At 42.6% G+C, this 14,848-nt stretch carries 13 protein-coding genes; 8 read left to right on the forward strand and 5 right to left on the reverse strand.

What is annotated here, in order from left to right; genetic code table 11:
• Positions 1 to 43 precede the first annotated feature (43 nt).
• Positions 44 to 1,474: a trigger factor gene (tig, locus tag OGM63_RS07755; protein ID WP_263744936.1), complete on the reverse strand. Its 1,431-nt coding sequence runs from the start codon at positions 1,472 to 1,474 to the stop codon at positions 44 to 46.
• Positions 1,475 to 1,803: 329 nt separating this feature from the next.
• On the reverse strand, positions 1,804 to 1,944 hold the full coding sequence (locus OGM63_RS07760) for a hypothetical protein (protein ID WP_263744937.1): 141 nt from the start codon (positions 1,942 to 1,944) through the stop codon (positions 1,804 to 1,806).
• Between the two features lie 261 nt (positions 1,945 to 2,205).
• Between OGM63_RS07760 and OGM63_RS07765 the strand changes: the two genes are divergently transcribed.
• The 6 genes from OGM63_RS07765 (at position 2,206) to OGM63_RS07790 (ending at position 9,548) form a co-directional block, all read left to right on the forward strand.
• Positions 2,206 to 3,249 (forward strand): aspartate-semialdehyde dehydrogenase, encoded by a 1,044-nt coding sequence (locus OGM63_RS07765; RefSeq protein ID WP_263744938.1) that lies wholly within the window; start codon positions 2,206 to 2,208, stop codon positions 3,247 to 3,249.
• Between the two features lie 163 nt (positions 3,250 to 3,412).
• The gene (gene dapA / locus OGM63_RS07770) at positions 3,413 to 4,309 is read left to right on the forward strand and encodes a 4-hydroxy-tetrahydrodipicolinate synthase (RefSeq protein ID WP_263744939.1); all 897 of its coding nucleotides are present in this window, start codon (positions 3,413 to 3,415) and stop codon (positions 4,307 to 4,309) included.
• Positions 4,310 to 4,567: 258 nt separating this feature from the next.
• Positions 4,568 to 6,346 carry a ribonuclease J gene (locus OGM63_RS07775; protein ID WP_263744940.1) on the forward strand — a complete coding sequence of 593 codons (1,779 nt, stop codon included), beginning with the start codon at positions 4,568 to 4,570 and terminating at the stop codon, positions 6,344 to 6,346.
• Between the two features lie 118 nt (positions 6,347 to 6,464).
• Entirely contained in the window at positions 6,465 to 7,688 is a 1,224-nt protein-coding gene (locus OGM63_RS07780) for a DNA cytosine methyltransferase (protein WP_263744941.1), read from the forward strand.
• Positions 7,689 to 7,820: 132 nt separating this feature from the next.
• Positions 7,821 to 8,969 (forward strand): hypothetical protein, encoded by a 1,149-nt coding sequence (locus tag OGM63_RS07785; protein ID WP_263744942.1) that lies wholly within the window; start codon positions 7,821 to 7,823, stop codon positions 8,967 to 8,969.
• Positions 8,970 to 8,987: 18 nt separating this feature from the next.
• Positions 8,988 to 9,548, forward strand: coding sequence for a Uma2 family endonuclease (locus OGM63_RS07790; RefSeq protein ID WP_263744943.1), 561 nt, complete (start codon positions 8,988 to 8,990; stop codon positions 9,546 to 9,548).
• Positions 9,549 to 9,651: 103 nt separating this feature from the next.
• Here OGM63_RS07790 and OGM63_RS07795 read toward each other — a convergent pair whose 3' ends face one another.
• Positions 9,652 to 10,869 (reverse strand): anion transporter, encoded by a 1,218-nt coding sequence (locus tag OGM63_RS07795; RefSeq protein ID WP_263744944.1) that lies wholly within the window; start codon positions 10,867 to 10,869, stop codon positions 9,652 to 9,654.
• A 42-nt stretch (positions 10,870 to 10,911) separates the two neighbouring features.
• Positions 10,912 to 11,169 carry a hypothetical protein gene (locus tag OGM63_RS07800; protein ID WP_263744945.1) on the reverse strand — a complete coding sequence of 86 codons (258 nt, stop codon included), beginning with the start codon at positions 11,167 to 11,169 and terminating at the stop codon, positions 10,912 to 10,914.
• 321 nt (positions 11,170 to 11,490) lie between these two features.
• On the opposite strand from OGM63_RS07800, the gene OGM63_RS07805 reads away from it, so the two are divergent.
• Positions 11,491 to 11,868, forward strand: coding sequence for a Mo-dependent nitrogenase C-terminal domain-containing protein (locus OGM63_RS07805; protein WP_263744946.1), 378 nt, complete (start codon positions 11,491 to 11,493; stop codon positions 11,866 to 11,868).
• Positions 11,869 to 11,974: 106 nt separating this feature from the next.
• Here OGM63_RS07805 and OGM63_RS07810 read toward each other — a convergent pair whose 3' ends face one another.
• Positions 11,975 to 13,882, reverse strand: a complete 1,908-nt coding sequence (locus OGM63_RS07810) for a caspase family protein (protein ID WP_263744947.1) — start codon at positions 13,880 to 13,882, stop codon at positions 11,975 to 11,977.
• Between the two features lie 235 nt (positions 13,883 to 14,117).
• On the opposite strand from OGM63_RS07810, the gene OGM63_RS07815 reads away from it, so the two are divergent.
• Complete coding sequence (locus OGM63_RS07815; protein ID WP_263744948.1) at positions 14,118 to 14,714, forward strand: hypothetical protein; 597 nt, start codon at positions 14,118 to 14,120, stop codon at positions 14,712 to 14,714.
• Positions 14,715 to 14,848 lie beyond the last annotated feature (134 nt).

Consider the following 14,848-nt stretch of genomic DNA (forward strand, 5'->3'; position numbering starts at 1 on the left):
TGTCCCCCCTGTCCCCCTTGTCCCTCTTGTCCCCCTTATCCCCCTACTCTCCCTGTGTTGATTCTGGAGTAGATTCGGTGGTTTGTTCCTCTATCTCAGGTGCAGCTGCTTCTAATTCTTGTGATTCTGCTTCTTCAAGTTGAGGAGTTAAAGAACCTTCAGGTACAAGTTCAACTGATGAGTGTTCTATCAACCAATCGAGGATTTTTTCGGTTGAGAGTTCCTGATCGACTACTGCCCGGAGTCTTTCGGGGTCAACATCTTGATCTGCGTACTCTTGCATCAGTTCTGTGACTCTTGCCTCGATTTCTTCGGGTGTGACTTCGATGGACTCACGTTTACCGATTTCTACAAGTGCAAGCGATCGCTTTAAGCGTTCAATTGCTTCAGTACGCGATCGCTCCCGCAACTGAGGAATAATATCTTGGGTAAACAGCTTCTTCACATCCAACCCCTGTTGAGAAAGCCGCATCGCTGTTTGCGTCAGCATCTGATCGACTTCAACAGAAATCATTGTTTCTGGTAAGTCTACTTCTACGTGTTTGAGCAATTCTGCTAACAAGGCTTCTTGCTTATTTGCTTTAGTTTTGGTAGCAGCCTCTTTTTCATATCGCTCTTCTAAAGAAGCACGCAATTCAGCTAATGTATCAAAATCGCTCATTTCTTGAGCGAAATCATCATTTATTTCCGGTAGCTCTTTTTCTTTAATTTCTTTGAGCGTTACCGTGAATTTGGCTTTTTTACCGGCTAATTCTTCGTTCGCATAGGGATCGGGAAACTGAGCGGAAATTTCTCTGGTTTCACCAGGATTCATCCCTACCATCCCCGTCACAAAACCGGGAATAAACTTATCTTCTTGCAACTCTACTTGAAAATCTTCTGCCTCACCGCCAGGAATTGGCTCCGGTTCTGCGGTTTCGTCTTCTTTTTTGAAGTACACACCTTTAAAATCCACTACAGCCACATCCCCGATTTGGGCTGCACGTCCTTCTACAGGAATTAATGTTCCCATCGACTGACGTTCGCTCTCTAGGACTGTATCCACTCGCTCTGGATCGGATTTTATTTCCTCAGCTTTCACTTCAAATTCGGTATACTTAACCAGATTTACTTCTGGTTCTACATCTACACCGGCGGAAAATATCAGAGCTTTGCCCGGTTCATAATTATTAATCAATTCCTCAAACGACGATCGCAAGTGCGGTTGTCCGATCGCCTGAATGTTTTCTTGTTTTACCGCTTTTTCAATGCCATCTTGAATTATTTCTTCTAGTGCTGCTGCTTTCACTCTAGCTGTACCGATGCGCTGTAGCAATATGGGGCGAGGCACCTTGCCTTTGCGAAACCCAGGAATATTAGCATCTTTTGTGAAGTTCTTAATGACCTTTTCGTAAGTTTGCTTAGTCATTTCTGGCGTAATCTCGATTTCCAGCCCTATTTGGCTAGCGGGAAGTTTTTCCTGGGTAACTTTCATGCTTCGTCTGTGTTGTCTGCTATTTTTACTCCGAGTGGACTAGAGACGCATAAAAGTAGAGCGTCTCTACCTAAAAATGGATGCCCTTCAGCAGAGATCCAGTTTACTGCTAATGTCAAAACACTTGACACTAATCGCGCAATAACTTTACGTGGCATTAGGGGTTAGGGACTCTTTACTGGGGACTAGTAAAAGTAATAAAGGAAAAATTGCGTCAGTACTGCTAGCCTTTAGCCCCTAACCTCTAATCCCCAAATTAGTTTTTCGCTCTGGGGCTTACACCGTGATATCCTGGTTCTCAACCAGCAGTTCGTCCAGTGCTTTTAGCCTCAAACGCCAGTTGCCTTGAGGTATAGCTCAAAAACGTCCATTTGGATCATAGTATATCCATCATTCTGGCAACCTCGTTTACACAGAATTGAAGGTGAAAGCGATCGCCATCCGGCTTCTAGGGCAACAAGAGTGCACATATCAAACTTGTTTTAGCGCTAAACATGATAGTTTGTTATATAATATTTATTTTAAATTAGGAAAAAATTAAAATAGTAATTATCATAAATTGCAACATTACTTAAAATAACCAATAAAATAAATAATGTATTAGATTAAAAGATACGTAAAGAGAACTATTCAGATTTATTTTATATTTGCTATTGATAATTAAATATGGATAAATCAGGGATTTGCCAACAAGAAATTACAAATACTCGTGAAGTCAGGAGGAAGCAAATTTGTCTAAATCCTATAGTGTAGCTATTCTAGGAGCAACTGGTGCAGTTGGGAAAGAATTACTGCAATTGTTAGAAAGTCGTAATTTCCCAATTTCTAATTTAAAGTTATTAGCGTCCGCTCGTAGTGCAGGGCAGACTCTACCATTTAAAGGGGAAAATTTACCAGTTGAGGCGGTGAGGGATGATGCCTTTGATCATGTAGATATTGTGCTGGCTAGTGCCGGAGGTTCAATATCCAAAGTTTGGGCATCAATTGCTGTGGCAGCAGGTGCGGTGGTAATTGATAATTCCAGCGCTTTTCGGATGAATCCAGAAGTGCCTTTAGTAGTTCCAGAGGTAAATCCCCAAGCCGCAGCTAACCATACTGGCATTATTGCCAACCCCAACTGCACGACAATTTTAATGGCATTAGCAGTCTATCCATTGCACCAAGTTAAGCCTGTACAGCGCATTGTCGCTGCAACTTATCAATCTGCTAGTGGCGCCGGTGCCAAAGCAATGGCAGAAGTCACAACCCAAACAAAAGCTATTTTACAAGGACAACCACCAATAGCGGAAGTATTTCCTTACCCATTGGCGTTTAATTTATTTCCGCATAACTCCCCATTGAATGATTTGGGATACTGCGAGGAAGAAATGAAAATGATTAACGAAACCCGAAAAATATTTGGAAATCAAGATATAAGAATTACCGCAACTTGTGTACGGGTTCCCGTACTTCGCGCTCACTCGGAAGCAATTAATTTAGAATTTACCACACCTTTTAGTGTGGAATCAGCTAGAGAAATTTTAAGTAATTCCCCTGGTATAAAATTGGTAGAAAATTGGGAAACAAATCATTTTCCCATGCCAATTGAAGCTAGCGGACAAGATGACGTTTTAGTAGGGAGAATTCGTCAGGATATATCTCATCCGTGCGGATTAGAACTGTGGCTGTGTGGAGACCAAATTCGTAAAGGTGCAGCATTAAATGCAGTGCAAATTGCTGAGTTGTTGGTAGAAAAAAATATACTGAAACCGATGGCAAGCTACGTTTCAAGTTAGCAAAAAAAACAAATTTATATCAGGAAAACTGCTAATAAAGATACAGAAAAATCAACTAAAATGTGCAAATTACGCTTGAAAGGAATTTGCAGATAGGTTATGACAAGAGAAAGCCACCAAGATAGAAAAAAACAGCATCCATGTAATTAGGAGTGAAAAAAGGGTGGTAGATTTTGGTAGAGTTTTAACCGCGATGATTACGCCGTTTAAAGCAGATGGCAGTGTTAATTATGATGTAGCCGCAGAATTTGCAGCACATCTAGCGAAAAACGGTACAGATACGCTGGTGGTATGCGGGACAACTGGAGAATCCCCAACTCTGACTTGGGAAGAAGAATATCAGTTATTTGTTGTAGTGTGCGAGGCGGTTGCAGGAAAAGCTAAAGTAATCGCAGGATGTGGTTCTAATTCTACGAAAGAAGCGATCGCTGCTACTCAAAAAGCCGCTAAAATAGGAATAGATGGATCTTTACAAGTTGTACCTTATTACAACAAACCGCCGCAAGCCGGATTAAAAGCACACTTTCAGGCGATCGCCCTTGCCTGTCCCGACCTCCCGATGCTGTTATACAATGTACCAGGTCGTACTGGTCAAAATCTCAGTGCAGAAACAGTAGCAGGTTTAGCCGAGGTCAACAACATTGTCGGGATTAAAGAAGCTAGTGGTAATATAGACCAGGCAAGTGAAATTCGCCGCTTGACACCAAAAGAATTTCAGATTTACTCTGGAGATGATTCACTAACTTTGCCTTTGTTAGCCATCGGGGCAAAGGGAGTAGTCAGTGTTGCAAGTAATCTGGTAGGAACCCAACTACAGCAGATGATCGAAGCCTTTTCAGCGGGAAAAACTCAAGTTGCTACTGAGATTCATATGCAACTATTTCCGTTGTTTAAAGCTTTATTTACAACTACAAATCCCATTCCACTTAAGAAAGCTTTGGAACTTCAAGGTTGGGAGGTAGGTTCAACTCGTCTACCGCTGTGTGAATCAGACGCAGAAGTCACTCAAAAATTAAAGTCGGTTCTTCAGGAACTTAATTTAATTCCAGCACAAACTTGATGAGAAAGAAGCAAATTTTGGCGCTCCGCAGTTACTAAGAAAAAGACGTAATTATAACCAGGTTGTACAAATGAAGCCTGTGTTAAAACTAACGATATAGTATGAAATTTGAAGAAAGTAAAGTCGATTTTATTTAACAACAGTTCCATCTGAATTGAAAATTCACACTTTTTCCAAATGACATAAAACACAAATACTCTTGCCTGTAATAGAAGACAGCTTACTGACAACTTATTAACCTCAACAATCCAGGAGAAAATGGCTAAAAACGAAGCTAATTCCGCCCTAAAAATCATTCCATTGGGCGGCTTACATGAAATTGGTAAAAATACCTGCGTTTTCGAGTATGATGACGAAATTATCCTGTTAGATGCAGGTTTGGCTTTCCCGACAGAGGCAATGCACGGAGTAAACATTGTTCTGCCAGACACAACTTATCTGAGGGAAAATAACCATAAAATTAAAGGGATGATCGTTACCCACGGTCATGAAGACCATATCGGGGGTATCGCTTTTCACCTCAAGCAATTTGACATTCCGGTGATTTATGGTCCGAGACTAGCACTGGCAATGCTAGAAGGGAAATTAGAAGAAGCTGGTGTACGCGATCGCACCGAATTAAGAACAGTCAGACCCCGTGATGTCGTGCGATTTGGCAAATCGTTTGTAGTCGAGTATATCCGTAATACTCATTCCATCGCCGATAGTTTCACTGTGGCAATCAATACCCCCGTTGGTGTAGTCATTCACACAGGAGACTTTAAAATTGACCACACCCCAGTCGATGGTGAGCATTTTGACTTGCAACGACTAGCCGAACACGGCGAAAAAGGCGTACTTTGTTTGATGAGTGACTCCACCAACTCAGAAGTACCCGGATTTACCCCTTCAGAACGTTCAGTTTATCCCAACTTAGAGCGCATCTTCATGCAAACACCTGGGCGACTGTTCGTGACTACCTTCGCTTCCAGCGTGCATCGCATCAACATGACTTTACAGCTGGCGCAGAAGTATAATCGAGTTGTGGCGGTTGTCGGGCGTTCAATGCTAAATTTGATTGCCCATGCGCGTAATCTGGGTTACATCAAGTGTGAAGATAATCTTTTACAGCCGTTGCACGCGGTTCGGAATATACCAGAAGATAGGGTGCTGATTTTGACTACGGGTTCCCAGGGTGAACCGATGTCAGCAATGACACGGATTGCTAACAAAGAACACCCCCATATCAGAATCCGACAAGGCGATACAGTAGTATTCTCAGCTAACCCGATTCCCGGAAATACCATCGCTGTCGTCAACACCATCGATAAGTTGATGATGCAGGGCGCAAATGTAATTTACGGTAGAGAAAAAGGCATACACGTATCCGGTCACGGCTGTCAAGAAGACCAAAAGCTGATGATGGCATTGACTCGACCTAAATACTTCTTGCCAATTCACGGTGAACATCGGATGCTGGTGAAGCACTCCCAGACGGCTCAAAGTGTGGGCATTCCGGCAGAGAACATGGTGATTATAAATAATGGCGATGTCATAGAATTAACAGAAGATTCTATGAAAATTGCTGGTAAAGTGCCGTCTGGGATAGAACTGGTAGATACTTCTAGTTCTGGCATGGTTAGCTCCAAAGTATTGCAAGAACGGCAACGCATGGCTTCAGAAGGTATCGTCACCATCGCTGCGGCAATAGATTGGAGTGGCAAGCTGATGGCAAAACCAGAAATTCACCTGCGCGGGGTGGTGACAAGTATAGAGCGATCGCTTCTGCAAAAGTGGGTACAACAGCGGATTGAAGAAATCCTCACCGTGCGTTGGTCAGAATTTAGCAATCCTGGCTTTGAAAGCGAGCAATCAGAGATGGACTGGGGTGGATTGCAAGGCATGTTAGAGCGGGAATTGCAACGATCCATCAGAAAGGAATTGCAATGTCAACCATCTGTAACTTTGTTGATGCAAATTCCTGATGAACCTCCAGTGAAAGTTGCTACCGATGGCAGAAGGCGTCGGACTCGCACTGCTGCTCAAGTGGCGTCGTAGGAAGTTAAGAGAAAATCTCACGCAAAGGCGCAAAGACGCAAAGAAAGTTCTTCTTGGCGACTTTGCGTTTTGGCGTGAGATAAAGTAAGCGAGTTAACCCTTGAAAGGAGGCGTTTAATTGCTAAAAGTACTTGATGTATTTGCAGGTGCTGGAGGATTCAGTCTGGGGTTTAAGCTGGCAGGAAATAGTATTATTGGAGCAATAGAAGAAGACGAATGGGCTGCGGAAACATTTGCATATAATCACAAAGATGCAAAAGTAGTTGTTGGAGATATACAAAAGTTTTCAGATGAATATTTGATAAATGCATTTAAGGATAATTTACCTGATGTTATTTTAGGTGGACCACCTTGCCAAGGATACTCAAGCTGTATAAAAAATGCGGGCGATCCAAAAGACCCTAGAAACTCTTTGTTTCAAGATTTTCTAAGAGTTGGAAAACTTTTCAAACCAGAGTTATTAATCATGGAGAATGTGCCTGGACTGATAAGTGCCAAGACAATCTCAGGAGAACCTGTTCTTGAAATTATGAAAACAGAACTAGAAAAAATTGGATATCACGTCTACACCGATATACTAGAAGCTGTTAGATACGGAATACCACAAATCAGGCGCAGGCTGTTTGTTATTGCCTCTCGTGTCAAGTTGGAAATACCTTTTCCAGAAGCTACTCACTATTTTTCAGATAATAAACAGTTACAAATTTTTGATTCGACACTAAAGTTATGTCCTACATTATGGGAGGCTATTTCAGACCTGCCTGATATCAATGCTAGAGAAGGTAACGAGGAAGTTGAATATGATAAAGAACCTAGCAATGAGTATCAGTATCAAATGCGAATCAGTTCTCTAAAAGTGTACAATCACGTAGCTATGAAACATTCTCAACGAACTATAGAACGTTTTAAATTAATGTCTTGGGGAGACTCACTTGCCGACGTTCCAGAACATTTAAAACCATATAAAAGAAATAGCAATGGTATGATATCTGAAAAAGTATACGATCAAAATAGTAGAAGATTATATCCGCACAAACCATGTCATACTATTGCGGCTTCATTTTATGCAAATTTTGTACATCCATATAAAAATAGAAACTTTACTGCCAGAGAAGGTGCAAGAATTCAATCATTTCCAGATTGGTTTGTCTTTAAAGGCAAACCAACTGTTGTCAGTCACAAGCTACTTATGAGAGAAGGTAGAACAGCAGAAAAACATCTCTGTCAATATAATCAAATTGGTAACGCTGTACCGCCACTATTAGGAAAAGCGATCGCTGAGAATATTAGTAGAAATTATAAAAAAACTTATGCTAGTACATGGAGCGAATCTCAGAGCTAAAGAAAGTCATAAAACAAAGTACAAAGATGCTGACAGTAAGCGGTATTTAGCTGAAATTCGCTCCTTATACGAGACTTGCTTTAAAATATTCCTATTCCGTATATGGAAACTGGTTTAAATAAAGGGTCGGATATGATTATCAAGCGTGAGATTAAAAACAATGTTACTTATTTATATTTAGTTGAAGAAAGCTATAGCCCTGAAAAGAAGCGGGGCGAAACCAAGAAAATTAAGCCGCTGGGGGTAGAAGAAGCAGCAACACCACTTAACAGGATAACTGAAGAGTTCGCGGTCGTTTGGGCTGAGGGCAGGACATTAGGTAATGCCGTACCTTTTAGCGAAAGGGTTATAGGACAGTTTCCAGAAGCAGAAAGCGGCAATGGTGTAATTCTCCCTTGCGATATAGTTCCGTGTGGCAAGTTCCGGAATGGAGCGCAACGCTGGTGGTGTCGTACCCATCAAGTTCACTGGGGAATAAAGGCAGATTTGCAACAGGTAGCGCAAGGAGATGGAGGTATAAGATGCTCAAACGCCACCCAGCCTATGCATTACACTAAAAATCCGATGGTTATCAATCCCGATGATTATGCTGGAGGGATAGGTATTTGGGCAGCACTACCAACGGCAATTAATACTACTGACGAGCCTGATATTGATGGCGTTGTAATCCACTTACATGCCCGACCACAGTTACAGGGTAAAAAGAGTATTGATGCCAACTTCCCGGCGGTAGTAGTAACATCGTTTGATTCACTGCCGTTATTTGGTAATGCACTGATAAAAAGGGTTGTTATAGCTCCACCTTCGGCGCTGGCATATTTAGAAGCATTGATTAACAATCTGCCTCTAGGAACACTATACTGTCACACCTGCCAACACCCACACCTAGACCTTGGTGACTTCGCTAAAAACCCACACAAAAAGCACTTCTGCGGTAACTGCGGCGTTGATTCTAACTGGTCAAAGGAACCTATCGTTAGCAGTCCCCTCAGCGAATTAGCAAACAAACTCACAAAAAACCCAGACTTTGTTGATAGCGATCGCATCCTTGATATGAGAGACTACCAAAATTGTCAAGTCAAGGTGTGGTCATCGACCCCAGCTGTTCTTTGGACTAGCCATCTGCCTCAAGAAGCGGGTATCCACGTTCACATCTACCAAGAAAAAAGGAAGATTGTAGATGACACGTTTGGACAGGTTACATGGTTCGACGGTTCGCAGCTTGAACGTGATAAGCTACTGGTGACGATGTTAGATAAAGCCAAAAAACCTGCGGCTTGATTTGAGAAGGCGATCGCTATGACGAAAACACCAATCAAAATTGCCACTCTTGAGGATTATCTAAATTTTGATGACGGTACGGACAAGCGCTATGAACTTGAGGATGGGGTACTGGTAGAAATGCCTCCGGGTACTGGCAAACATGAGGCGATTATCACCCTACTATTAGTTCGCTTCTTTTTAGAAATTCAAAAAAGCGGACTGCCTTTACAACCGCGTCCTAACGGGACAGAGGTGCTGACCAACAAACAATCCAGACGACCTGATGTTTGTGTGATTACTAACGAGCAGGCACAAAGTATTGAGAGTACTTCAGCTATCCTCAAGACTGCTCCACCGCTAATAGTTGAGGTGGTAAGTCCCGAATCTGTTGACCGAGACTATAACCAAAAAACCTCTGAATATGCCGCTATTGGCGTTATAGAGTATTGGATTGTTGACCCCCTGGAAAATAAGCTGACGGTGTGTCTGCTAGAACAGGGTAGTTACAAGCAAACTGTATTTACCGGAAACCAACTAATTATTTCTCAAACCTTTCCCCAACTAACCTTGAATACTCAACAAGTGCTTTCAGCTTAGGGTTATTATTAATATTTTTCATAACTATCTCGGTTTAACCTTTTAGCCTGCGTAGGCAGGCTTAGTTCGTATAGCCGCGACTTTAGTCGTCGGGTAATTAGTGCTAATGAACCCACAAATAAACCAGAAGTAAAGTACACACAGTCAGCGGCGCCCCAAAGCGCAAATGCTCCCAAAAAGTCAGCTTGTAACCTAACTCGCTTGCAGCTTCTGCGACTATTAGATTTGCAACGGAACCAAACAAAGTTAGATTCCCAGCTAAAGTTGATCCGGCTGCTAATAACAACCACGAATGTGTATCATATGAAGGAATCAACGGTTGCAGCAGAAGTACCGCTGGAACATTAGAAATCAAATTAGACAAGATAGCTGTCACCCCCAATAAACTAGCAGCAGAGTTGATTGCATGAGTGAATGGCTGCAATAAATTTAACTTTTGCGTCACTCTTGTGAGGATAAAGAGTCCAGAAAACATTACTAACAGATTCCAATCGACTTTTTTGAGGATGCGCTGTGGCTTGACTCGGCGAGTAATTAGCAATAAACTAGCAGCGATTAAGGCAGATTCTGTTAAGGGTAAGCCGGCAACAAAAGCAATGAGTAATCCGGTGGTGATGATTAAAGTTTTTTGATATAGCGGTTTAAATATGCGTGTTTTTGTGGTGAATAAACGATCGCTTGAAGCGTGCGATACCTGCGGCACACTCCGTGAACGCACATCTGGGTAAAGCAACCACAGCAATCCTATCTGAATTATCAAGCCAATCAGGGCAACTGGAATTAATGCCCGTAAAAACTCTAAATAGCCAATACCGGAAAACGAGCCAATCAATATATTTTGCGGATTCCCGCTCAAAGTTGCTACCGAGCCAATATTAGTTGCTCCCGCAACTGCTAGTAAATAAGGAATCGGATTTAAACCCAAAGTTTGAGTCAAGCTCAATGTCAATGGTGTAAAAATCAGCGCTATAGTGTCATTGAGAAAAATCGCGGAGAGGATACCACTGCCAAAAGTCAAGGCTATTAATACACCTAGAGGACTCCGGGTAAAACTCAATAATACCGACAGTGCCTGTGGGAAAAATCCTGCATAGGATAAATTAGCGTTGACTATCATCATGCTCAAAAGAAACACGATGGTTTTCGCATCAATTGCTTCCCACGCTTCCTGTAAAGTCACCGCACCCAAAGCAATTAGAAAGGCAGATCCAACTAAAGCGATCGTCGCACGGTTCATCCGTAACCCAGGTAGGCTACCCAACGCTAACCCTAAGTAAGTCAACCCTAATACGCTATAAATTCCATATTCAACAACAATCACTTTTTTACCGAAGACTGGGAACAACGGATTGGGAATTGGGGACTAGGAAGTGGGAGACAAGGGAGACAAGGGGGACAAGGGGGACAAGGGAGACAAGGGAGATAAGGGAGACAAGGGAGACAAGGGAGATAAGGGAGACAAGGGAGATAAGATGCTTCTTTGTCCTCCTTGTCCTCCTTGTCCTCCTTGTCCTCCTTGTCCTCCTTGTCCTCCTTGTCCTCCTTGTCCTCCTTGTCCTCCTTGTCCTCCTTGTCCTCCTTGTCCTCCTTGTCCTCCTTGTCCTCCTTGTCCGATGCCCAATGCCCAATGCCCAGTAAAAATACTGGCACAAGCAACTTGAATTAAGTTTTGTAAATGTTACAATAAAACCTGTCTAAAGGCAGATGTCTTTATTAACATTTAAAGTGTGTCAAGTTATCAAGAAGATAGGACTATTAGACTTCCAGTTTTGGGAAAAGTGCGGTTAACTTGACGTAGTAAGAAATAGATTCTGATTCTAGTAGCTACCTAAACATCAGAGTGTGTCTAAGTCAAAACACGATTCTTCCCGAAAAAGTTATTTACACATTGTAGAGAGTCATCGGACAGTTCCAGACCCTCAAGAACATAGAGGAGCGAAACATGAAGGTATTTGATAATACCACACGAAAGATTTTTTTAGCAAGCTGGGTATCGTTAAATCCAGCAAATGCATCTGATACTAATGTAACCGCCCTGTACAGTCGTTCCTCAGAGCCTGACCGTGACATTCTTCAACCGCTGCGGCTTCGGATAGACAATATTAAAGTAAGCGATCGCACTTTTGCTCACCGTTTGTGCAAATTGATTCCGGCTCAATGTCCCTTTGAGCGCGATGTAAAATTATTCGGTAAAACCCTGTTTCACATTCCACCAATGTGTAAGCTCAACCCCTTATATGACGAAGTGGTTGGATTACGCTTTCGAGCGCTGTGCTATCTAGCCGATGATTGCGGCGAGGATATATCACAGTACTGCTAAGAATGAAAGGCGGTAGAGACGTTCGGTTCGGGCGGTAGAGACGTTCGGTTCGGGCGGTAGAGACGTTCGGTTCGGGCGGTAGAGACGTTCCGGCGGAACGTCTCTACTATTTTTTTTGCCATTTTTGAATTGCTGTTTGAGCTTCTTCGTAAGGAGCTGTTACCTCTGGAACTAAAAGAGCGGTTTGAATTGCGGCTTTGAATTCACCTCTAGCAGCACGCTTTTTGGCAAGAGATAAAATTATTTTACTCCATTTATTCATCGATTTTTGTGCTTCATCGAAGCCCGGTTGACCAGGTGATACTTTTTTCGCGACTTCGATCGCTCGATTATAAGTAGATGCTTGTCCGGGCTGAATTAAGCCATTAGCTGCGTCTAAAAGTGTGGTATTACTAACATACTGCTTTGCTTCTAACCGCCACTGAGTAATTGCAGCTTGAGCTTTGGGATAAAACGGCTCGCTTTTGGTGATTAATACAGCTGCTGCGATCGCACTCCCATATTGTTTTTGCTTGGCTCGACCCTCCGCTAAATCTAAAATCAGCTGGCTCCAAATCTTAATATTCTCCTGAGCTTGATCGTAGAGCGGTTCACCAGCTTTGATTTTCCGAGCAGTAATAATTGCCATTCTTAAATCGCTAGCTTGGGTTTGTCTGAGCGACTTTTTCGCTAAGTCTAATACAGCTTGGTTTCGCTGTAGTGATTTGGAAATGAAAGCTGTTTGTGAGTTTGGTTGATTTTTTGGTGTAACTGGAGCGATTGTCTCGGAAATAGAGCGGACAGTTGGTGTTTTGCCCACATTTATATCACTAGTGGCAGTGGTAGGTGCTTTTGGCAATATTTCCGTAAATCTAAATCCTGGCTTATTGCGGACACAAATTAGCACGATTGAAGTTAGTACCATTGTGGTACCGACACCCCACAATACAAGCTGTTTCCACAATCGAGCATATCTCGTTCTTTTTTGGGGAAAGTTGGTTGTGTTAGAAGCAGATAATTGAGAGACATAGGGTTCAGGTGAAGGAATAAATCTTCTACCTGTAGTTGTCGGTAGGGAATCCAGGGTAGAAATATCCTCTTCTGTTGCTTGACCTCCTCCGAAGCTGCGAGATATAGAACTTATAGTTGGGGCTTCTCCCCAGGTTACTGGCTCAAGTGGAACTTGTTGTAACTGAGCCGAAGTTACTTTAGGAAAACTTTCTTGGAGCGAGGAAGCTGCAACAGCAACCGCAAAGATTTCTTCTGTAGGAAAAATTGAGGCTTCGTCACTGTTACTTCTCTGAGTTTGGTAAGGTAAGATTTGTTGCGGTTTTGATGGAATAATCACAACCGGATTTTGTGTAGGACGCCAGTAGTGTTGAGAAAATTCTGGCGTGCGGAGGCTCAAATAACTTTTTAACTCTGTTAAGCTGCTACCATGACCGGAATGCAAAGCTGCTAACAACGCTTCGGTAAAGATTCCGTGACCAAGTTCGTTACTTTCGTAAGAGAATTGTTCGCTTTGGCAAGAAAGAATTGTGGCAATTTGTAGTTCTTGGGCTAAGTCTAAAGTTTCTTTGCCAACAGTCGCATTTCCTTGAGTGCCAAAAGTGCGGTTGATATCGAACACTAAAACAAGATTCAAGTTTGCAAATTGCAGACTTTGCATCAGCGATCGCACTTGTATCCCAGTCTGAAGCACCTGAGCCGGATTTCCTTCTACTGGCATTAAATAATCGTTGCCGTTGTAATTAACTCCGTAACCGCTAAAGAACAACCATACATAGTCTTGCGGTTGCCAAAAATGGGCTACCAAATCCTCAAGCAAAACGAGAATGTTTTCTTTGCTGGGATATGTCGATCTATTGCCAATAGCTGCTGAAGTATCTGTCATCAACAGACACTGTTGCGACGAAAAACCCGCTTGTGTAACGAAAAAATCTAAGACTGCCTCAGCATCTGCTTGAGCGCAACCTAAAGGCTGAAAGAATTGATATTGATTGATGCCTATAGCGATCGCCCAATGATTTGCCATCGCGCTTTTGAGTGTTATTGTTTACTTGCATAAAATTGCGGTTGGCTTTGCTGAAAAAACAAGGCTAACCTATGTCATATAGTTCAGGTGATTCTGAATGGCTCTTCTGATAGGGATAAACCCCGTCTTTCAAGACGGGGGAGAGCGTTGTTATGTGTAATTTTTATTACATTTTTTATCCGAAAATACCTTTGCTTATTTCAAACTACAGATTATCAGTAAGGAGCATAAAGTTATGAGCAGAAGTGTTGCTCACCAACTATCATCCATCATTCCCTTTCCAGTTATTAGCCAAATTGCCAAACAAATCCGGATAGTTCCTTTAATTGTTTTGCTCGGTACTGCAATTCCGGTGTGGCTTGTGTGTGAAGCGATCGCACCTCAGAATGTGCAAGCTTATACCGCAAGGGTTGACTTAGCAATTGACAGCTTACCAGAAGAAAACTACGAAACCATTATCAGGAGAGCGGAAGCAGTAGCTAGGGCAGCTGCTCAACGCAGCTTTGACCAAGATATTTTAGTTACAGACGTTTCCGTAATTGTATCCGCCCAAAATTATGGGGCGATCGCTCCAGTTTTGGCATTAGAAGTTAGTCGTCCGCAATGGCGAAATCGTCCTGACCCGCATGTTTGGGCAACTTACTTTAAAACTGCGCGATCGCTCTTATTTTTTGGACGAGATTCCACAACCACGAATTCTCCTCCAACAGTTCCTCCTACCCCGACGGCAGCCCCACAACCACCCCCAACTCCCAATTTGAACAAAACCCCACAACCTATTAATGTTCCGCTAATTCCACCACCTCTAGAAAACCCGCAACCGAAGCGTTGAAAATGGAAAATTGGGAATTGGGTAATTGAAAATTGGGTAATTGAAAATTGAAAATTGGTAATTATTTTTATTCCCCACTCCCCACTCCCCACTCCCCACTAACCATCCCCCATTATCAACTACTCCACACCCAC

This window comes from Plectonema radiosum NIES-515 (genome assembly GCF_025753815.1).
GTDB lineage: Bacteria > Cyanobacteriota > Cyanobacteriia > Cyanobacteriales > Nostocaceae > Hassallia > Hassallia radiosum_A.